General features: G+C 63.7%; 11 protein-coding genes and 1 tRNA gene. 7 read left to right on the forward strand and 5 right to left on the reverse strand.

The genetic code is table 11. The features are described 5' to 3' along the window. Positions 1–153 precede the first annotated feature (153 nt). The 4 genes from ABEL04_RS07285 to ABEL04_RS07300 all read left to right on the forward strand — a co-directional run bounded on the left by ABEL04_RS07285 (position 154) and on the right by ABEL04_RS07300 (position 5,314). A tRNA-Met gene (locus ABEL04_RS07285) sits at positions 154–225 on the forward strand. Between the two features lie 549 nt (positions 226–774). Next, the gene (locus tag ABEL04_RS07290) at positions 775–1,800 is read left to right on the forward strand and encodes a LacI family DNA-binding transcriptional regulator (RefSeq protein ID WP_375801725.1); all 1,026 of its coding nucleotides are present in this window, start codon (positions 775–777) and stop codon (positions 1,798–1,800) included. 163 nt (positions 1,801–1,963) lie between these two features. Beyond that, a complete protein-coding gene (locus tag ABEL04_RS07295) occupies positions 1,964–3,622 on the forward strand; it encodes an arylsulfatase (protein ID WP_375801726.1) in 1,659 nt (552 codons plus the stop codon). 114 nt (positions 3,623–3,736) lie between these two features. Continuing rightward, the gene (locus ABEL04_RS07300; protein ID WP_375801727.1) at positions 3,737–5,314 is read left to right on the forward strand and encodes an MGH1-like glycoside hydrolase domain-containing protein; all 1,578 of its coding nucleotides are present in this window, start codon (positions 3,737–3,739) and stop codon (positions 5,312–5,314) included. Between the two features lie 33 nt (positions 5,315–5,347). On the opposite strand, the gene ABEL04_RS07305 is transcribed toward ABEL04_RS07300, so the two are convergent. The 3 genes from ABEL04_RS07305 to ABEL04_RS07315 form a co-directional block, all read right to left on the reverse strand. Continuing rightward, the gene (locus tag ABEL04_RS07305) at positions 5,348–7,255 is read right to left on the reverse strand and encodes a M1 family metallopeptidase (protein WP_375801728.1); all 1,908 of its coding nucleotides are present in this window, start codon (positions 7,253–7,255) and stop codon (positions 5,348–5,350) included. A gap of 69 nt (positions 7,256–7,324) precedes the next feature. Then, positions 7,325–9,562: an MGH1-like glycoside hydrolase domain-containing protein gene (locus ABEL04_RS07310; RefSeq protein ID WP_375801729.1), complete on the reverse strand. Its 2,238-nt coding sequence runs from the start codon at positions 9,560–9,562 to the stop codon at positions 7,325–7,327. A 40-nt stretch (positions 9,563–9,602) separates the two neighbouring features. Next, positions 9,603–13,022, reverse strand: coding sequence for an amylo-alpha-1,6-glucosidase (locus ABEL04_RS07315; RefSeq protein WP_375801730.1), 3,420 nt, complete (start codon positions 13,020–13,022; stop codon positions 9,603–9,605). Positions 13,023–13,169: 147 nt separating this feature from the next. On the opposite strand from ABEL04_RS07315, the gene ABEL04_RS07320 reads away from it, so the two are divergent. The 3 genes from ABEL04_RS07320 to ABEL04_RS07330 all read left to right on the forward strand — a co-directional run bounded on the left by ABEL04_RS07320 (position 13,170) and on the right by ABEL04_RS07330 (position 18,648). Continuing rightward, a complete protein-coding gene (locus ABEL04_RS07320; RefSeq protein WP_375801731.1) occupies positions 13,170–14,639 on the forward strand; it encodes a sulfatase in 1,470 nt (489 codons plus the stop codon). 60 nt (positions 14,640–14,699) lie between these two features. After that, positions 14,700–16,346, forward strand: coding sequence for an arylsulfatase (locus ABEL04_RS07325; RefSeq protein ID WP_375801732.1), 1,647 nt, complete (start codon positions 14,700–14,702; stop codon positions 16,344–16,346). Positions 16,347–16,503: 157 nt separating this feature from the next. Next, positions 16,504–18,648, forward strand: a complete 2,145-nt coding sequence (locus ABEL04_RS07330; RefSeq protein ID WP_375801733.1) for an amylo-alpha-1,6-glucosidase — start codon at positions 16,504–16,506, stop codon at positions 18,646–18,648. Between the two features lie 72 nt (positions 18,649–18,720). Here ABEL04_RS07330 and ABEL04_RS07335 read toward each other — a convergent pair whose 3' ends face one another. Together ABEL04_RS07335 and ABEL04_RS07340 are read right to left on the reverse strand one after the other, a co-directional pair. Beyond that, entirely contained in the window at positions 18,721–20,256 is a 1,536-nt protein-coding gene (locus ABEL04_RS07335) for a solute:sodium symporter family transporter (protein WP_375801734.1), read from the reverse strand. Between the two features lie 156 nt (positions 20,257–20,412). Continuing rightward, positions 20,413–21,582 carry an aldose epimerase family protein gene (locus tag ABEL04_RS07340; RefSeq protein WP_375801735.1) on the reverse strand — a complete coding sequence of 390 codons (1,170 nt, stop codon included), beginning with the start codon at positions 21,580–21,582 and terminating at the stop codon, positions 20,413–20,415. Positions 21,583–21,924: the final 342 nt, after the last annotated feature.

Below are 21,924 nucleotides of genomic sequence, written 5' to 3' on the forward strand. Positions count from 1 at the left end.
GCGTCGAGCGTGGCAGATTAGAACGCTCCTGGGTGAGTAAAACTTGCCGGTGCGCGGGGCGTGAAGCACAATTTGGGGGTGTATTAGATCGCCGTGAAATCGGCTGCCCGTGAAACTTGCGCCCGACCACTCAAATATCAATGAGTGACACATCGCGGGGTGGAGCAGTGGTAGCTCATCAGGCTCATATCCTGAAGGTCGCGGGTTCGAATCCCGCCCCCGCTACCGTACCGAACGTTTCCTGGCGGCTTCCTCACGGAGCCGCCTTTTCGTTTTCCGGGGGGGCTCACAGACCCGTGGTCTACCGTCCTGCAAACCGGCCGATATACTTCCACCTGGCAGGTGGTACCGATGCCCGGTCACTGACCGTGGGAGACCTGTCCTCAACTCCTGTGGAGGGAGCGCCGCGTATATCTTGCTCGGGGCAAGGAGCCAAGCGCCTGAAACTACAGCCCCGCGTGCACGGCGATCGTTTGAAGTATTCGGTCATTTACAAAAAATCGGAGACGGGTTGAGGTCAAACTGAATGCTTCTCCGAACCAACGGCCGGGGGAAACCGGAGCTATTGACAACCAGTTCAGATCCTTGTATTCTAAAGCTAGTTCATCCTGTTTCAGAACAGTTCAGGAACAGAGTCCCCCTCGATACCAATCCCCTTCAACCTGCGGTGAACGGACCTAGAAAACGCCTATGATCATCGCTACAAGTCAGTTTCTTCTCTCCATCCGCTGACTGTTCTTCCTCCTGTCCTCTGAAACAAACTGATCTTTTCGCATGGGAAGTCCAACCATTGACGACGTTGCGGAAGCCGCAGACGTATCGAAGGGCACAGTCTCAGCCGTCATCAACGACGCTGACACTGTTAGCGACTCGACGCGCAGCAGGGTTCTTGACGTCATCGATGAACTGAACTACCGGCCTCGTGCATCTGCGCAGCGGGGATTTCAGCGGGGCGGTGAGCGAAGCCTGGGTCTTATCATCAAAGAGTCCGCCAATCCGTACTACGCGAACGTCATCGCGGGGGCCCGCCAGCACGCGAATGAGCACGGCTACTCCATCCTCACTGCCAGTTCTGAAGGCGACTACCAAACGGAACAGGAAATTGTGGACGTCTTCGTTGCCAAGGATGTGGCTGGCCTCATCGTGGTGCCGGTGCTTGGGGAGGAGACCGACGTCTCGTACCTGTACGACCTGAAGCGGCGCAACTTCCCATTCATTCTCCTGGAAGAAATCCAGGGCGTGCAGTGCAATTTGGTGGACATCGATAACGTGCGCGCCCTGAAGCGAGCAGCGCTGTATCTGATCGAGGCGGGCCACGAGAACCTGGTTCACTTTGCTGGCCCGGAGTACTCGATGCACAGTCGCGAGCGTGCGGCTGGTGTTCGGGAGGCCTACAGCGAATCGCCCCTGGCCTTTAGCGCCGAGCGCGTCATTCCGGCCGGGGCGCGCCTGGAGGATGGCTACGAAACGGGCCTGGAGTATTTTCGGGATCGGAGCCCGGCCGACCGCCCGACCGCCGTTCTCTGCTACAACGACCTCGTTGCTCTCGGGCTCATGCGGGCCCTGTCGGAACTCGGTATTCGGGTTCCCGATGAGGTCTCGGTCATGGGATGTGACAACATCGGGTTCGCCCAGTACGGCTGCGTCCCGTTGTCATCAATCGACATTCCGAAAGTGGAGATGGGGCGAGCGGCGGCAGAGATTCTGGTCCGCCACGTTGAGTCGGACCGGAAACTACAGCACGAGAAGCAGCGACTGGAGGCGGAACTCGTCCTCCGTGACTCGACGCGGTCGCTCTGAGATCCCGGATTTCCTGGGCCGACGCGGGTCCGGAAAATTTCTCAATCCGTCCGCCCGTCTCGTGCGGTAGAAGATTCAGGAGCCAGGTCCCGCGAGGAGAATCGCTCCGGGCTGCCCCCGCCTGTGGTGCCGATGTTCTCCGTGCCTCGATCCATTCCTTTCTATGGAACGCCGCGAATTTCTTCGGACGTCTGGTCTTGCTGGACTCGGTACCGCCGCGTGGTCGGCACTTTCGGGGCCTCGGTTTGCACCGTCCCGGTCGACCGGGGGCGCGCCAGATACAGCCGAACGGCCGAACATCGTCGTGATCCTGGCCGACGACATGGGGTTTTCCGACGTGGGCTGCTACGGGGCCGAGATTGATACCCCCACGCTGGACGGGCTCGCCGAAGACGGGCTCCGGTTCACACAGTTCTACAACGCTGCCCGCTGTTGCCCTACCCGGGCCTCGCTCATGACGGGGCTCTATCCCCATCAGGCAGGCGTGGGCCACATGCGGGCCGACCTGGAGCGGCCGGCGTACCGGGGCCACCTCAACGATCGCTGTGTTACGATCGCGGAGGTGCTCGGGGCCGAGGGGTACCAGACGATGATGTCAGGGAAGTGGCACCTTGGCAAGGAGTACGCTCACTGGCCGAATGCCCGGGGGTTCGATCACTTCAGCGGGCTTCTGGAGGGCGTGAGCGATTACTTCAATCCTCCGCCGAACCGGACAATCGTGAAGAAAAACGCCCCGTATGCCCCCCACAGTAAGGGCGTCTTCAAGCCGGAGTCGCAGTTGATGCCCGATTTCTACATGACGGACTTCCTAAGTTCGGAGGCCGTCGACTTCGTCGAGCGGGGCACTCGAAACGACGATCCGTTCTTCCTCTACCTGTCCTACACGGCTCCGCACTGGCCCATTCAGGCGCGGGAAGACGACATTCAGAAGTACATTTCTCGCTACCAGGAGGGGTGGGACCCCATCCGGCGTGCCCGGTACGAACGCCAAGTCGAGCAGGGAATTATTGACGAGCAGTGGAGCCTTCCGGACCGGGACCCCCGGGTTCCGGACTGGTCGGAGGTGGATGATCAACGGCGATGGACGCGGATGATGGCCACGTACGCCGGCATGATCGACCGGATGGACCAGGGCATTGGCCGAGTCGTGGATGCCCTGGAGGCGGCCGGAGAGCTCGAGAATACCCTTCTTTTCTTCGTCTCGGATAATGGTGCAGCCGCCATCGGCCTTGACCGAACCCCCGAGGCGAAGGCCGGCTCACCGGAATCCTACATGGGCTACCACCGGCCCTGGGCCAACGTGAGCGACACGCCATTTCGGCGCTACAAAATCTGGACCCATGAGGGGGGCATCGCCACGCCCGGCATCGCCCACTGGCCGGATGGAATTGTGAATCCGGGGCGCCAGTCCGACCGGCTCAGCCACGTCGCAGATGTCCTCCCCACGTGCCTCGACGCTGCGGGTGTGCACTACCCCTCGACCTACGACGGTCGCGAGATTGTGCCGGCGGACGGTGCGAGCCTGATGCCTGCGTTCCGGGATCAACAGCCCGCTTCGGGTGGGCACGAATCCCTTTTCTTCACTCATACGGACAACCACGCCATTCGGACCCAGCAGTGGAAGCTCGTCACGTCCGATGGGCGCAAGACCTGGGAGTTGTACGACATGGTGGCAGACCGGACCGAGACCACGGACGTTTCTGACGAGCATCCCGAGATCGTCGCGCGCCTTGCCGATCGCCACCAGGAGTGGTCCGACCGGGTTGGGGTTCTCCCATGGTCCGAATACCGGAAGATCCGGAAGCGGCAGAAGAGCGAATAGTGCTGCGGGGCCGCAACCCCCCCTCCGTCCTGATTGCCGCGGCTTCTGCGCCGAGACTCCTCGGCGTGCCGCCGACTTCCCCCCTCGCTACACACCAAATTGACAGTCAACTGCATGTCCGACGACGCCTCCGAGCCCAGCCGCCGTGCATTCCTGCAGTCGGCTCCCTTCGTGGCACTCGCCCCAAGCGCGCTTTCGGGAACAGGCGCGCGGGACCAACAGGCTCCCCGGGAGCGGGACGACGACCTGCCGTCCCTCCGTACGAAGTTGCTCGACGTGGTGCCGGAGCCGATCGTGCCGTCGCGGCCCGACCTGAAAGAGATGTACAATGCGTGCTGGGCCATTGGATACAAGCAGACCCACTACGGGACCCCGCAGAATGGATTCGTTCGGTGGTACATCGACGAGGCATTCGACAACCGGCTCTTCCAGTGGGACCTCTGTTTTGCGCTCGCCTGGGCGAAGTACGGCCAGGGCGCCCTCCCGAGCATCGAAAGCCTCGACAACTTCTACCGCAAGCAGCACGACGATGGGGCCATTGCGGGGGTCATCAAGGAGTCGGACGGGTCGGACGACCAGCCGAAGGACGCGCCCTGGTTCACGCGGAATAATCTGTTTTCGTGGATCGAGTACGAATATTACAAAACCACTGGCGACGCCTCCCGCTTCGAGCGGGTCGTACCTGTGCTGGCCGACTATGCCCGGTGGGTGAAGCAAAACCGGCGGCACGACAACGGCCACTACTACTGGTCGGGCTGGAGCAGTGGCATGGACAACTCCCCTCGCTCGGTGGCCGATGAATTTTATCCGCCGTACAGTTGGGTCGACTACGATGCCAACGAAGCCCTGGCGGCGCATTATCTCGCGAAGATGGCCGACGTCATCGGCGCGCAGGGCGTGGCCGACGAGTTTCGCGCCCTCCACGACGATCTGAAGACGCTCGTCAACCGCGACATGTGGAGCGAGACGGACCAGTTCTATTGGGACCTCGACAAGGATGGCTCCTTCATGAAGGAAATGACGGTGGCCTCGTTCTGGCCGATGTGGGGACGCATCACAGACCGTCGACACGTCGACGGCCTCGTCCAACACCTGAACAACCCCGACGAGTTCAACCGGCCTCACCGCGTGCCTACCCTCGCCGCCGACCACCCGAAATATAGCCCGAAGGGCAACTACTGGCGTGGCTCGGTTTGGGCGCCCACTAACCACATGATCACGAAGGGGCTCGTCGCGAATGGACGACATGAACTTGCCCGTGAGATCGTCGTGAACCACCTCGATAACCTCTCCGAGGTCTTCCAGGACACCGGAACGGTCTGGGAGAATTATGCCCCAGAAAAGGCCGCCCCCGGCGATCCGGCCTCACCAAACTTCGTCGGTTGGTCGGCGGACGGGCCCATCGCGCAACTTATCGAGCACTACATCGGCATCACGCTCGACGTGCCGAACAACATGGTCGACTGGACGCTGCTGACGACCGAAGAGGTGGGGGTGCGCAACCTCGTCTTCGACGATGTCACAGTAGCGCTGAAGGCAGCCGCCCGCGACGCGCCCGACGACCCGGTAGAGCTGACCGTTGAGACGCCGACGGCCTTTGACGTGCGCCTGCACGACGGCACCCAAGAGACGACGGTCCGCGTGGAACCCGGCACGAACACGTACACGGCAAATCTGACCGATGGAAATTAGGGGGGACGCCCCCCGTCGCCCCGTGAAGCCGGTCTACTGCGTCCAGACATTGTCGGTACGGTCGACATCCGGAAAGAACTGTTGCGGGTCGATCTCGATGCGCTGCACCGTGCCACCGGGTAGCGTGACGGTGGCTTCGCGCTGGCCCTCCAGCCAACGATCGACTGAGATCCGAGTGGTGGCGGTTGAGCCATCCGCGTAGGTGGCCCTCACCAGCACCGGCATCGGCATGCGACCCTGGTCCTCGACAGCCACCCGGACGCGGTCGTCGGAAGCGTCGACGCTGGCGATGGCCTGGTCGAGGGTCCACGTCGTGTCGAGGAACGACCGCCACAGCCAGTCGAGCTCCCGGCCCAGCTCGTCCTCAAATGTGTTGAACAAATCGTAGGGGTAGGGATGCTTCCCCGTCCAGCGCTCCGCGTAGGCCCGGAAGGCATCCCGGAACGCCTCAGTACCCACAGTGCCTTCGAGGGCGCGCAGCATGCGGCTTGTCTTGTCGTAGGAGGCCACCACGAGGGCGCCGACCGAGGGGAAGAGGTCGCCGTGCCGCATCGGTGGGGTCTCGCGGGCCGTACCGGCCCGGCGGAAGTAGCCGGAATCCTCGGCCCAAGGCTCGACCTCTTTGCCCCAGTAGGCAACGCGGCCCTCACGCGTCCAGTAGGTCACCGTGCCCTCGTCCATCCAGATGTGGTCGGTCTCCTCCGAGCCCACCATCATCGGAAACCACTGGTGGACGATCTCGTGGAGCGTGGTGCTATGAAGGCCCTTCGGGCTGGAGCCCTCGCCGTGGAGGATGGTCACCATCGGGTACTCCATGCCGCCGCCCACGAAGCCTTCGACGAGTGTCATGTGCGGGTAGGGATACGGCGTCAGGTGATTGGACAGGTACTCAATTGAGAACCGACCGTACTCGGCAGCCTGAGGCCAGGCGCTGCGGTCGGGGCGGTAGAAGGCATGGATGAGGGCCGTTCCCTCGCCGGTCTCGGCGGCGGTGGCGTCCCACACGTACTGGTCGGAGGTCCCCAGCGCCACGTCGCGCACATCCTCGGCCTGAAAGTGCCAGGTCAGGTGCTCATCGTCGCTCGCCCGCGTAGCGGTGCCGGCCCCGCGCTCCTCCGGACCAACGACGGTCACGATGCTGTCGGCGGCACGGGCCCGGTCGAGACGCCGCTGGACGCTCGAGGGAAGCACCTCGTCGGGGTTCTCCAGGGTTCCGGTGGCGCCCACGAGCCATCCTTCCGGCACAGTCAGCTCCACGTCATAGTCGGCGTGGTCCATGTAAAACTCGGCGTGCTGAAGAAAGGGATCGGTGTCCCAGCCCTGTACGTCGTCGTAGACGCTCATCTGGGGATACCAGTAGGCGAGGAAGTACACCTCCCCGTCGGTGCCCTGGCGGGGCGAGGGGCCCTTCTTGCGGAGCTTGTAGCTCCAGGCAAAGTCGAGCCGGACGGTGTCGCCGGGGGCCACGTCGCTCGGTGGGTCGATGCGCATGACGGTGTTCTGGATGTCGTAGCCGACCTCGGCCGAGCGCGGCCGTTCGGCAATCGGCTGGCCCTCGACTTCGACGCGGGAGAGGTGCATGCCCCCAGGGGTGCTCAGGGCGGTGCGCCGGGCGGAGCCCTCCTTGTAGATGTTCTGTCGCAGGTGCACCACGAGCTGGCGGAGCGAGTCCGGCGAGCGATTGACGTAGGTGATGGTCTCGGTGCCCCGCAGCGTGCGCGTCTCGGGCGAGAGGGTGGCATCGATTTCGTAGTGGGCCGTGTTGGTCCAGTAGTTGTCGCCGGGGTGTCCGGTCGTCGTTCGTGTCCCATTCTCGAGGGCGGCCTGCCAGCGGGGCGGTGGCTGAATCGGGTTGGGTACGGCCCGGCGCTGCTGGGCGAGCGCCGGCGCGACGCTGGTGGCGAGCAGGGCGACCGTGAGAAGGAAGAGGCGGATTCGCATGAGGAAGTTGGCCGGGTAAGTTCTGTTATTGCAGAGAAAATGTCCCGCCATACGAGGAATGCACAAAGGCTAGAGGTCGAGCCGAACGGCGTTCCCAAGCGAGGAGGACGCGGCCCGCTCCCCGTCCACGTCCACCCGAAACCGGTCGCCGTCCCGTACCACGGCGACGTGGCGGCCGCGCACCGGAACGTCCTCGACGGCGACGTGCTCAACCTCAAACGGGAAGGGATCCACGACCACGTGATCGTCCTTCGGGCGGACACCGGCGAGGTACCGGATTAGCAGGTCGACGATCCAGGAGTGCTGATAGTCGTCGATGCCCCGGTACCGGCACGCCTGCCCCGTAAGCGGATTGTAGTGCTCGAAGCAGTTGGGACGGTCTGGGTCGCCGTCGAAAAAGAGCATCCGGGCGAACCGGTGAATAAGGGTGGCGGCCCGCGCCCGGAGAGCATCGTCGTCGAAGCGCAGGGCTGCCTGCCCGAGGGCCTCCGCCACATGGCTGTTTGTCATCGGCCACACGCGCCCGTTCCAGGGGCAGTTTTTGCGCTGGCCCTTCCAGTGCGGCGCCGCGCTGAAGGTTGGGTCGTCGCGGCTCGTGGCCGGTACCGGGTACGGCGTCCAGAACGCATCGGGATCGGACAGATGGCGCTTCAGGCCCGGGAGGTGCCGCTCCTCCACGAGGTCGGTGAAGTACGGGTAGAAACAGACCGCCGCCTTTACGCCCGTCCGCTCCCCGGTTTCCGGATCGACGTCGTAGAAGAGCTCGTCGTCCGGATCCCACATGGCCGATCGGAGGGCCTCGCCCGTCGTCTGCGCCGCTGCTCTCCAGCGCTCAGCGTCGCCGGGTCGATCCAGAACCGCGGCCATGCGGGCCAGCGCCTGCTTCGTCTCATACAGTTGCACGGCCGCGTCCACCCCCTTCAGCCGAAAGATACGGCCCCAGTGCACCTCGTCGGCCTCGGGCTCGACGGCGACGTAGCGGTGCATGTACTCCTGGCCGGTCTCGTAGTGGTTGAAGATGTCGTAGAGGCCACTATCCTCCGGGTCGCGCTCCCGGTCGAAGTAGTCGACATAGCTCGCGAGGCCGTTGTAGGCGCGCTTCAGAAAATCGGGATCGGGGTGCACCCGATGCACGCCCCAGGTGTGGCCCCAGTTCGTATGGTAGAAGCTCTCATCGTGAACGTGGTGGGGGAAGACGTGCCCGTAGAAGCCCCCGTCGTCCCGCTGACCGTCGATGAAGTTGAGGAGGCTTCCCTGCGCGAAGGTCGGCTCCGGCAGCCATCGCGTCTCCCGCATGTGGCACTGCGCACTGTACGTGATGTGCTTGCGGAAGTACTCGGGGCCCTCGTAGACGGCCGGATGCTGGAAATTGCCCTCCGGTTCGGTCCGCGAGAGCAGGTGCAGGCCGTACCAGCGGTACCAGTACGTCGTCTCCAAATGGTCGTCGGAGCAGGAGAGGGAGGGCACGCGCTCGAAGTGATCGGCCCACGCCTGCGTGCTTCGCGCAAGTGGGGCGTCCTCGTCGAGAAGAGAGGTGACCCGTGTGCCGGCCTGCTGAGCCGTCGGGGCCATCCCCAGGGCGGCTGTGGCCGAGGCTGTTCCGTCGGGCGGGACGGCGAGGGTCGTAAGAAGCCCCGCGTAGGCCGCGCCGGAGGGCCCCTCGTTTGGGTGCTCGAGAGCGGGGCCGAGTTCCTCACCGTCGTGGGTTTCGTAGAACGGCGTGTACGACCAGCGGGGGGGACGCGGCCCGGATTCGCTGACGACAGCGGAGGCGGACAATGGGACGGGCCGCAGGCCAAGGGCCCCCCCAACATCGTGTGCCGGCCGGTTGTCCTTCCGGTGCTGCTCGGTGAAGCGAACCTGCCGGCCCGGGGTCTCGATAGTCTTAGGCCCTGCGCCCGGGGAGGCGGCGGGCCGCCGGGTCCACGCCACGACGCGAACCGTCTGGGGCGTATCGCCGGTGTTGCGGAGCCTCAAGGTCGAGAGCAACACGTCGGTGGGGCACACGGCCCGCCGCTCTACGACCTCGATCGGTCCGTTGGTCGCAAACGTCTGTCGGAGGCGGTCGGGCCGCCAGTGTTGGCCGGTCGACCGAAGGCCGAGAGGCTGCCCGTCGTCGTCCAGCAGCGTCACGGTGAACGGGGTTGGCACCGCAAAGTCGTAGTAGTGGGCGTCGTCCCAGAAGCCTGGGACCTCCGTATACTCGGGGTGAGGCGGCGCAAAGAGCACCCGCTCCCCGCCGCCCAGGTACCATTTGCCGTCGTCGCGGCCGAGATACGAGCAGATCCCAGAATCAGAATCGGACACGGGACTGAGGAGATGCTGCGGGAGAAGAGAAGCGGGAGGCCTAGCGCGGGTCGAGGGCAAGGACGAGGGTCTTGCGGGCGAAGCGGCCGTCGGTCGCGGCAAACGGGACGTTAATTCGGGCAATCCCGTCGGCGACCGACTGGAGCGTCCCGCCCTCGACGCTAGACACCGCCTGGTCGAAGACGCGGACGCGGAACGGTTCGGTGGTGCCGGCCCGCCCCTCCACCGTGATGCGGGCGGTCGCTCCCTCAACCGCAGTCGAAATGACTCGGTAGCCCTGTGAGCGGTCGCCGGGAGAAGGGCTAGGCTGTTTCGCTAGGGCTGCCACCCCACCAGTGCGATCAAGGACGATATCCGTTTGCTGGTCGGCCTCGAAGCGAATCGGGGGCGCCAGAACCCCCTGGGCCGTCGAGTCGGAGCGGGAAACGGACTTTCCGCTAACCCGAATCGCCTGGACCGACGTGCCCGCGGGCAGGCCGGGGGCGAACTCGACCGTCACGGGCGGCCCCTGCTGACGCACAACGCGGTAGCGGGTCGTCGTGTCCGTACGGCTCATGTTCAGGCGGAGGTGCGTATCGCCGACCTGGAGGTTTCGTACGGCCACTGTGTCCCAGGCGGCTGGGAACTGAGGGGCCAGTCGGGCCCGCTGCTCGGTCGCTACGGGCGTCCACCCGACCATTCCTTCGAGGAGCGGAAGGAGCGAGTTGGTCTCGGACCATGCCTGGTGCGGGGAGAAGCCGTTCGGCTCGTACCGGTTGCCATTCAGGACCTCTTCGATAAACCCGGCTGCCCAGTGGTGCTTCACGTACAGGTTGTTGCGCACGTGACGGTAGCCCTGCGCGGGACGCCCATATTTGTACTCGGCCAGGGCCGTCCATCCCGTAAACAGCGGCCAGACGGTACCGAGGTGGTAGCTCGATGGGTCGTACAGCGACGAGGTCCGGTCGATGATGCGGACCCCCCAGTCCGAGGAGAACCGATTGCTCGCAAGAGCATCAAGCACCGGATCGGCCTTCGCCGGCTCGACAGCTCCCACGTCCATGCCCACGGCCGGCATCACGGTGACGGCGTCGTTGAACGAGCCATTCCGGTTTTTCGCCTGGGCGAAGAACTGCTGGTCGGGGTTCCAGAAATCGGTGTTTAGCGTCTCGTAGACACGGTCTGCCTGCTGGCGATACGACCGGCGCAGCGAATCTCGACCGGTTAGGCCGGCGAGATAGGCGGCGTCGGTGAGGGCCTTCCACCAGAGGCTCGACAGGTAGAACGTGCTGTGCGCCTCGTTGAGCTCCCCGAGTTCGATCCAGCCGTGGCCCACGTTGGTATTTTCAATAAGCCCGTCGCCGTCGGTGTCGGTCGACCGGAGAAAGTCCATCGCCCGCTTGACGTGGGGCCAGCTTTCACGAAGGAACGCCCGGTTGCCCGACGTTCGGATGTAATCGGCCATCAGGAGAACATAGAGCGGTGTCGAGTCGGCCGCGTTGAACTGCTTGACCCCCGGTCCGGCCGTGTTCAGGGCGTGGTAGATCTTGCCCCGCAGATCTTGGTTCTCCTGAAGAAGCTGCAGCTGGTCGCGCACGAGGTCGGTATCGCCATACGCGTTGACGGCCAGTCCCGACCACACGGCGTCGCGACCAAAGTACCATCCATACCCGGGCGTTCCACTCGCCCATGCTCCGCCCTGAGGGTTCGAGAACCCGTACCCAGCCATCAGGCCCCGTCCGAGATGGGGGGTAGCGATGCCGAACCGGTCCGATCCGACCAGCGCCCATCGGTACAGCCGGTTGAATGTCGAGTCGGGAGACACGATCGTCGCGGACTGGTCGAGCAGCGTCTCGTAATGCTGCACTACATCGGCGTACACCTCGCGGGGCGCGCCCACCAGCCGACGGTAGTCCGCCTCGACTGCGTCTTCGCCTTCGTTGCTACCAGCAACGCCGTACACGAGCGTGTGGTTGTTTTCATCGTCGAGGCGGTACGTGGCAGCGTGCGTAACGAGGTTGGTGTCCGCAGGCGCTCCCTCAAGCCCTTCCGGCGTCCACCGCACGGACGAGTACGCCCCGGACAGCTGGGCCTCAGGAGCAATGTCGCCTCCCATGAAGGCGTAGAACGTGCCGGTGGTATCCCGAACGCGCAGGGCATTCAAACCTTCATCGTGTCGGTAATAGAGATTCCCGAGGGAATTTTTTGGGTAGGGCCACATGTAGTTGAAATTCGTCTGGAACCGAATCACCAGCCGAACCGGATCCGTCGCGGTGCTTCGGTAATGCACCACCCCGCCGGAGGCCTGCAGTCCGGGGTAGATGACCTGACGGAGCGAGTCGGGACCAAGGTCGTAGTGCCGGACGAAGGCCTCTGGTCGGGCGGTGATCTCGACCGGAAGTTCGTCGAGCCATGCGACCGAGTCCCCCCGGACAACGCCCGTCTCGTAGTTGTAGAGGAGCTTGAAGGGGTGCGTCCACACCTCCCGGAGGCCCCCATTCTCGGTTCCCATGATGATGGCCCGGCGGCCGGCAACGTCGAAGAACTCATCGCTCGGGGCCGACCGATGCCAGGCCAGATCGGTGCGCGGCCGGTCGGTCAGGGCCCGGTCCGGAGACGGCTCGATCGGGGGCGACTGCGGGCCAGTGAACCGGCGAGGGAGGTTTTCGTGGTAGCGCCAGTACGTGCTGGGAGCCCCGTCGAGCGTTCCGTCGAGGTAGTGGACGGCGTTTTTGAGGAACTGCTCCAGCTTGACGCGCAGGTTGTTGGGGCGGTTCAGATAGACAAAAGCCCCGACGGAGAGCATGCGCCCCCCGGCCTCGGAGGTGTGCTCGATGGCGAGTTTGTTCTGGCGTCGCACGGCCGTCCGGGCCCGCTCGACGGCCAGAACGCGCCCAGAGTCGGGCGTGGCGGTGCCGAAGTAACCGACGAGGGACAACCGGTGGTCCTGTGTGGCGTCCCAGAGCTGATCCCCGCCGAGAAGCCCGCGAGTAAACAGGGGATGTCCCCGAAAACTCTGCAGTCCTTTTTTGTCGTTGTGCTCCCGGTTCTGCACAGAGCGGACGCGCCGCGATGGCGCGTTCGATTCAATCCCGAGATCGTAGGGCAGCCGGGCGGCATGGTTCGTCGCCAGGACGCGCATCCCGTCCTCAAAGGCCCGGCGGAGGGGACGAAGTTGCCCATTGGCCGTGAGCCTCCCGTAGGCCGACGAGTTCGCGGCGTGAACCCACACCACATCAATCCCTTCCAGGCGAGCGCTGGACAGATTGGACGCACGGAGCGTGTCGGTCTGCAACCCATTCGTGGACGCAAGCCACGATAGGTTGGCAGTGTCTACCGGGGAAGGAGTTTTCGCCGAGAGTACATATCCGACACGGGTCGGCCCGTCGGAGGCTCGACACCCCACCAGTCCACCGGCCAGGACGAGGCCGATAAGGAGTATTGTGGACCGGCGGTAGAACAGGGGGGGAGAAAAAGGCATGGGGGCGGCCAGAACGCTTGACAGTGCGGGTGTAGACGGGTATCCTTGTAGGACGTTGAACCGGTTTGGCCTAGTTCAACGTCCCCGGCAAGAAAACCCGCGCCGGTCAACATTGTCAAATTGGCGGCATAGGTCCCCTCGCCCCTGATGTCCGACCGACCCAATCTTGTCTTTGCCTTCGCCGATCAGTTGCGGACGCAATCGTGTGGCTACGCTGGGGACCGGTACGACGGGGGCACCTACGCGAACAATCCGGAGCCCTACACGCCAAACATCGACCGGCTCGCCGAGCAGTCCGCCGACGTCCGGGAGGCGGTGGCCGTAAACCCGATCTGCTGTCCATACCGCGCAAGCCTGGTAACGGGCAAGTATCCGAGCAGCACCGGCATGGTGATCAACGAACTGCGGGCAATGCCCGATCCCGACGCCCTGGGCCACGTGTTGGGGGAGCACGGCTACCGAACGTCCTACCTCGGCAAGTGGCACATGTACGGGAAGGATCACTCCCCCTCGCAGCAATTCATCCCGCCCGGCCCGCACCGACAGGGATTCGACCAGGAGTGGAAGGCCTACAACTTTAACCACGAGTACTACGACGGCTTCTACTACGAGGACACGTTCGACCGGATCGACCTTTTCGGGTACCAGCCGCATGCCTTCACCGATCAGGCCCTCACCGCCCTACGACGAGGCGCAGAGGGAGACGCGCCGTTTGCGCTGTTTCTCTCCTACGGGCCGCCACACGACCCGTGGACCTGGGACAATGTGCCCGACCCCTTCGCGCATCTCTTTCGTGACGCTGAGTTTCCAGATCCTCCCAATTATGCCGACGGTCATGCCCGCTACTGGCATCCGGAGTGGGACGAGCAGTGGTGGCTCGACAATTGGAAACCGCACCGCCACCGCAAGCGCCAGGTGTACGCTGCGCAGACGGCCAGCCTCGACTGGGAGATCGGGCGGCTCATGCACGCAATGCGTCGACTCGGGCTGGAAGAGGACACGATCTTCGTCTTCACCTCCGATCACGGCGAGATGTTTGGGTCGCAGGGCCGGATCGCGAAGAAGATCTTCTACGAAGAGGCCGCCCGCGTGCCGTTCCTCGTGCGGTGGCCCGGGACGGTCGAACCGCGGGTGACGGACGCCTGTCTGAATACCCCCGACATCGCTCCTACGCTGCTCCGGCTGATGGATCTTCCGGTGCCGGACTCGATGGAAGGACAGGACCTCAGCCCCATCGTCCGGGGCCGAGACGGAGAGCGCCCCGACGCCGCTTTCATGCAGGGCATGGGCCACACCTTTCAGTGGCACGACGGCGACGAGTGGCGGGCCGCCCGCGACGGGCAGCATGTCTACGCGACCATGCTCGACGGCGACGAGTACCTGTTCGACCACCGCAGGGACCCCTATCAGCTTAACAACCTCGCCGACGATCCCGAATATCGCGATGTCCGGGATCGGCTTCGCAACTGGATGCGCGGGAAAATGGACGAGCTAAACGACTCCTTCCGGCCCACCACCTGGTACCGAGACCAGTGGGTCGAGGACCGCGTCATCCTTCGCTCCGCCACCCGCGAACTGGAGCCCCGTTTTCGTCCAGAACACCTGGACGACGCCTGAGCAAGAGAACCCTCAGCCCTTGTCCCCGACGCACTCACAGCTTCCGCCTTCAACGTTCCTATGTCTTCTTCTGTAGACCGTCGCGAATTTCTCCGACGATCGAGCCTCGCCAGTGTTGGCGCGGCCGCCGCGACGACCGTCGGCCCCGCTACCTTCACCGCCTGCCAAGGGCGTTCGTCCTCCCCCACGGAGCCCCCCAATATTGTTGTCATCCTCGCCGACGACATGGGATTTTCGGATATCGGCTGCTACGGGAGCGAAATCGATACTCCCAATGTCGACCAGCTGGCCGACGACGGCATGCGGTTCACGCAGTTCTACAACGCCGCCCGCTGCTGCCCGACCCGCGCCTCGCTACTGACGGGGCTCTACCCCCATAAAGCGGGGGTTGGTCACCTCTCCCGCGACTACGGAAGGCCCGGGTACCAGGGGCACCTTACCTCGGAGTGTGTGACACTCGGGGAGGCACTCGGGGAGGCGGGCTACTTCACCGGAATGGTCGGGAAGTGGCACGTGGGCCACCAGAAAGAGGCCTACTGGCCGTCGAACCGGGGCTTCGACCGGTTCTACGGCGAGCACAACTACGTAGACGACTACTTTAAGCCGACCCACCAGCTCTACCTGAATGGGACGGAGGTTGAGCCAGAAGGGGAGGACTGGTACTCGACCGACGCCTATACCGACTATGCCCTCCAGTTCATGGATGAGGCCCACCAGGCGGGCCAGCCGTTCTGCATGTACGTGGCCTACAACGCGCCGCACTTCCCCCTCCAGGCGTTCCAGGAGGACATCGCCAAATACGAAGGCGAGTACGGCAAACGTTGGTTGGAGGTGCGCCAGAAGCGGTACGACCGTCTCCGCGAGATGGGGCTGATCGACGACTCCTGGACCCTCTCGGAGCCCTCACTGCTCGACCCAGAGTCGGAGGAGGTACGGGACTGGCTGGAGGTGGAGGACGACAGCCGTGAGCAGTGGGACCTGAAGATGGCGGCCTACGCCGCTCAGGTTGACCGAATGGATCAAAACATCGGGCGCCTCCTTCGTCGCCTCGAACAACTTGGGGTGGCCGACAACACGATGGTCATGTTTCTGTCGGACAACGGCGGCTGTGCAGAAGACTGGATTAACAGCCAAAATCCGGACGGCGTGGCCCCTGGGGCTCGCAACTGCAAGCTGGCCTACGGGCCCCCCTGGGCCAACGTGAGCGACACTCCCTTCCGCTACTACAAACGCTGGGTCCACGAGGGAGGCATCGCGACCCCACTGGTCGTCCGGTGGCCCAATGTCGTCGAACCGGGCAGCGTCTCACGCCAGATGGGGCACGTCGTGGATCTCCTCCCGACCTTCCTGGAGGCCGCTGGTGCCTCCTATCCGTCCACGTACGACGGGGAAGCGGTGCCCCCGATGCAGGGGGAAAGTCTCGTTCCGGCCCTCCGTGGACAGGAGGAACCGATTCACGACGCCCTCTTCTGGGAGCACGAAGGCAACCGGGCCGTCCGCAAAGGCGACTGGAAGCTTGTCGAATCCTCCCGCTTCAGCGAGGAGGAGTGGGAGCTGTACAACATGGCGGACGATCGTACGGAAACAAACGATCTCGCAGACGAGCGACCTGAGACGGTGGCCGAGCTCGAAGAAGCGTACCAGAACTGGGCAGACCGTAGCAATGTGATTCCGTGGGAGAAGGTTAAGGAAATCCGAAGCTCATAGGTGCCGCCCGACGAGGCCCCAACTTCGTCCACGGGTGAACCTGTGGGCACCCACATCTCTGGTGAGACGACGCAAATTTGGTAAGATGACGCAAACCACTGCCAGTGGGCTCCTCTGGTCCCACCCGCCGGGTAGACGCAATTGGGGGGGCGTTCTAATGGCCGTCTTCGTTCTTCTCTCCGTCGCTTATCCGGGGGGCGCGCTGGGAGGGGCGAACTCGGCGGAGGCATCGACGGCACCGTTCACGCCGACCCCGACGGCCCCCGATACCGGGGCCGTGCCGTACCTGTCACGCCTGTCGGCCACGGCCGACGATCCCCTCTTCGCGACCTACGCCGCCCCAATGCGACGCTCGTCGTACCTCGTCGACGAGGGCTATCGGTTTCAGTTTGACGAGCCCGATGCCCCGATCCACTTCGGGACGGACCATGCGGGCGACTGGGGGGTGGCCTTCCGAAAGGGCGAAGCGGTGCGGCACCAGCTGAGCGACATGGCCGATCGGCCCGTCGTCACAGCCTCCTACAGCGACCTCGTCCGGTACCGCTACCGTCCGTTCGACGGCGTGGCGGTTCGGGCGTTCTTTCAGGTCTACAGTTCGAAGTACGCGGTCCGGCGGCTCATCATGACCAACCAGACAGACGAGCGCATCTCGCTCGACGTCACGTCCTTCGTGCGACGGTCGACGCCGATGAGGGCCGTGCGGGCCGATTCGCTCGACGACGGACTTGTCTTTCAGCACCGGCATCCCCCGGATGGGTGGACGAAGCGGAAAGATCAAGTGCCCCACGTGACCGATCGTCAGGATCTGCTCCGCATGCAGGGACCGGCCCAGGTGGGGAGCTTCGGCGACTCGACCGCCTTCCGGACCGCACTGTCCAGGGGGATTCTCGACGCATCGGCCGATTCGGCCCGGATTGTCGCCTTGCAGCGTCGTCTCGAGTTGGCGGCCGGGGCCTCCGACACGCTCCGCATCGTTCGGGGCGTGGCCGACGCGCATGCCCCGAGCACGCCGTTCTACGCGAAAAGCCGGTCTCTCTTCTCGCACGACATGGAGGCAGCCCTCCGGCACAACGAGCGGCTCTACCGGAGCGTCCCTCGGCTCCCGTTCCGGAGCAAGGAGCGACGGTTGATGTATTGGGGGACTTTCAATCTGATGCGGCAGTGCATGATGCCGCCGGAAGGAAAAGCCCGCCACAACTACTACATCTATTCGCGTGAACCAACCTGGGGGTGGGGCCACGCCGGCCAGGTTTTCCATGAGAGCCTGGCGATGCTGGCGTATGTCTTTCTCGACCCCTCCAGCGCGCTCAATTCGCAGCGCCTCTACATGGATCGCCAGTGGGCCAACGGGTACATCGAGTACCGCGCCGGGCCGTACCTGGACGCGACAAACTTTGCCCGGGGCGATTTTACCAGCTCCGCCCCGTGGTTCAGCTACGAGAACTGGACGGTTTATCGGCACACCGGCAACCGGCGCTTCCTCCGACAGGCCTACGAGTCGGGACAGCAGTTGTACCGGTGGTGGCAGAACCACCGGGACCAGGACAGCGATGGGCTGGCGGAATGGGGCGGACACGCCGTCCTGGAGTCGGTTCGCGACGCGAACGTCGCGGTCTGGAAGGATGTTGGGTGGCCGTCGAACTTCGAGGCGCCGGAGTTGAACGCGATGCTCGTGAAGGAGGCCGAAGCGCTATCGAAGATGGCGGAGGCCCTCGGCGACTCGACCGGCCACCGGTACTGGCAGAAGGAGGCCGACGCCCGGTCCGAGGCCATTCGGAAGACCTTTTGGGACGAGGAGACAGGCTTCTTCTACTACGTCGACCGGACGGACCACGACTTCACGTTCAGGGAGGCCGGAGACCTGAAGCGTCAGGAGATCATCGGGTTCATGCCCCTGTGGGCGGGCGTTGCGAGCGATGAGCAGGCCCGGAAACTGGTCGAGACCATGACGGACACGACCACGTTTTGGCGGCCCTACGGTCTGCCCTCCCTAGCCGCCAACGACCCGTTTTACGACCCGCAGGGCTACTGGAACGGGCCGGTGTGGATCCAATGGCAGTATCTGATCATGAAGGGACTGCTGGAGTACGGTTACGACGACGTGGCCCGTCGGCTCACCGATCGCGTGCTATCGAACGTGATCCATCAGCTCGAGACGACCCACACCTTCTGGGAATTTTACAGTCCTGAGGCCCACTGGGGCGGCCATCACCAGACCTACATCTGGACCGGCATCGTGGCGCGCATGCTCATCGACCTGCACCGCAGTAAAGCAGCCAGGGCGCCCGCCGGGCCGGAATAGAACGCCGCAGCGTCGAGAAGACGCCCCCGATGACCTCCTCGAAAGTCTCCCGGAGCTGCCAGAACATCACGTCTACCAGAACATCACGTAGAGCATGGCGGTGGCCGCGACGACGATACCTCCACCCGCGGCCGCCCAGGGATGCGGGGTGAGGTCGATGTCGGTGCGCTGCCGGGCGAGGTCGGCCGGCTCGGAGCGCGGGGCCCAGGCCGTCACCACGGCCATCGTCGCGAGAACCGTAATGAACGTGATGGCCATGTGGTTGAGGAAGGCCATGCCAGGGAGCGCCCAAAGAAGGAGGCCGTACACCGGAATGTTTACGAGCATTCCGGCCATCGCCGCCGCGGAGGAGGCACGGGGCATCAGCAGGCCCACCAGAAAGACTCCCAGAATGCCTGGAGAAATGAAGCCCTGGAACTGCTGAATGTACTTGAACACCCCTTCAACGAGTCCCGGGAGCGGTCCCATGAGGCACGCCAGGAGCACGAATACCCCCGTCGAGATCCGACCGACCCGCATGAGTCGATTTTGATCCGCATCCGGATTGACGTAGCGCTGGTAGATGTCGATCGTGAAAATCGTCGAGCAGGAGTTCAGCATCGAGTCCAGCGAGCTCATCACCGCCCCAAAGAGCGCGGCGAAGAGTACTCCCCGCAGGCCAAATCCGGGCAGCAGGTTTTCCAGAAGGACCGGAAACGCATCGTCGCCCGAACGGGCGATTTGCTCGGGATAAAGCTGGAAGGCAATGATGCCGGGAAAGACGATGATAAACGGCATCAGGAGTTTGAGGAAGGCCGCGAAGATGACGCCCTTCTGACCCTCCCAGAGGGATTCGGCCCCGAGCGTACGCTGGGTGATGAACTGGTTGAGCCCCCAGTAGTAGAGATTCGGGATCCAAATTCCGAGAATCATCGCCGTCCACGGAAGCTCCGGGTGATCGGCGGGCTGTATCATGTGGAGCTTGTCGGCGTTGGCCTCAAAAAAAGCGTCGACCCCTCCGATTTCCGAGAAGGCCAGGCTGGTCACGAGGATCCCACCCGCAATGAGGACGACGCCCTGAATGAGATCCGACCACACGACGGCGCTCAATCCGCCGTAGACGGTATACCCGCCCGCCACGAGGCCGATCAGCCAAATGGACGCGTACAGGTTGAGGCCAATGAGGCTTTCGAAGAGGACGGCCCCGGAATACAGGACCGAAACGATGAGCACGGCGACGTAGGCAAAAATCATGTAGGTCGCCATGAGCGTGCGGGGACCGGGGCCGTAGCGATGCTCCAGAAACTCCGGCATCGTGTAGATGCCCAGTCGCAGGAACACGGGAAGGAGAAACAGCGCGACGACGACGAGCGCTACGGCGGCAATCCACTCGTAACTAGCGATGGCGAGGCCCGCCGTCGCCACGCCCCCACCGGCCATGCCGACAATCTGCTCGGTCGAAATATTCGACGCAATGAGAGAAAGCCCGATCAGGGGCCAAGTCAGGTCGCGGCCCGCGAGGAAGTAGTCCTCTCCTGTCTCGTCGCCGCGCCCGGCGTAGAGAGACACGGCGATCACGAACGCGAGGAAGACGAAGAAGGCCGTCAGGTCGATCCAACTGAGGTCCATTTCCGAGGGTGACGACGTTTGGTCGGGCGAGCGCGAGTGGGGTACGGTGGAGCTTGTAGAGGGAATGGGGGAACCCCTCCCGGTCCGTGACGGGGCTCCCCGGGGAGACGTGTTTCGGTTCAACGCCAGCCTCGTGGGCCGGTGGATTCCCGCCTTTCAGTCACGGGGACGTGTAGAGAACGAGTAGATGGTCCGGGACCGGTACGTCTCCCCGGGCCGAAGGATCGTCGACGGAAATGCCGACTGATTCGGAGAGTCGGGAAAGTGCTGCGTTTCCAGGGCGAAACCACTGCGGTGCCGATAGACCGTGCTGTCTTTCCCCACGAGATTGCCGCGGAGGAAATTTCCGGAGTAAAACTGAAGTCCCGGCTCGGTGGTGCGGATGGTCAAGAGGCGCCCGGACTCAGGATCGTACACGCGGGCGGCGAGCGCGAGGGAATCCTTCCCTGCGTCGTCGCGATTGAGCACAAAGTTGTGGTCGTATCCCTGAGCGTACCGGAGTTGGCGGTTCTCCGCGTCGATTCGGGCGCCGATTTGGGTCGGGGTGCGGAAGTCAAATGGGGTTCCAGTCACGGAGCGGAGTTCGCCCGTCGGAATAAGGGTCGAGTCAATGGGGGTAAAGTGGTCCGCGTTAATCATGAGGCGGTGGTCCAGAATTTTTCCTTCGTCGTGCCCGGAAAGATTGAAGTAGCTGTGCTGCGTCAGGTTGACGGGCGTCGCCTCGGTCGTCGTGGCCTCGTAAGACACGATGAGTTCGTTGTCGCTGGTCAGCCGATAGGTTACGGAGGTCGTGAGGCGCCCCGGGTATTCTTCCTCCTCGTCGGGACTGACGTACGTGTACCGGACCCCAGCCCCATGCTCGTCCACGAACGGGTGCCCCGTCCAAAACCGCTTGTCAAACCCGACATCGCCGCCGTGCAGGTGGTTCGGCCCATTGTTCGTCGCCAACTGGTAGGTTTTCCCATTGAGCCCGAAGCGGCCCTCGTCGATACGATTGGCGTACCGGCCGATGAGGGCCCCGAAGTACGGGGAGGCGGAGAGGTAAGCGTCGGAACGATACTTCTTGTAGGAGTCGAAGCCAAGAACGACATCCTCGAGCGTGCCGTCGCGATCCGGAACCCGGAGGCTGAGAATCGTCCCTCCGTAGTTCATCGTTCGCAGTTCGACGCCATTCGCGTTGGTAACCGTGTAGACCTTGACGAGCTTGCCCCCTTCGGAGTGGCCGAAGGGCTCGGCTTTCACGGAGCGGTTTGCGGACTGCGCCAGCACAGGCACGCTTCCTGCGACGAGAAAGATGGCGAAAAGAAAAGGAGCACGGACGGGCATCGCTTCGGAGGATGTATGATACAATGACCAGTCGAGTATAGCTATGCGTAGACAAAATGGCAAAGCGAAGTCAATTTTTGCCAAATCGATTCAATCGTAGTTGAATCCACGGCCTGCCCGCTGCTCGCTGGACTCTCCTGCACGAGAGATGCGTGGTGGCCTCTCTTGAATGAGGGCAGACGGGGCCAATTCGGGTTGAGGGCATATTCGTCGGGCTTTCCCTCGGGGGCATTGGTTCACGGGCGGGAAGAGTAGCGTCTGCCGAAAACACCGGTTGATGGTCTCACGGTGTACCCCTATTATTGAGCAGTAGGTTTTCCCTTGAACCGGTTCAAAGTTGCT

This window comes from Salinibacter sp., from assembly GCF_042218895.1.
Lineage (GTDB): Bacteria > Bacteroidota > Rhodothermia > Rhodothermales > Salinibacteraceae > Salinibacter.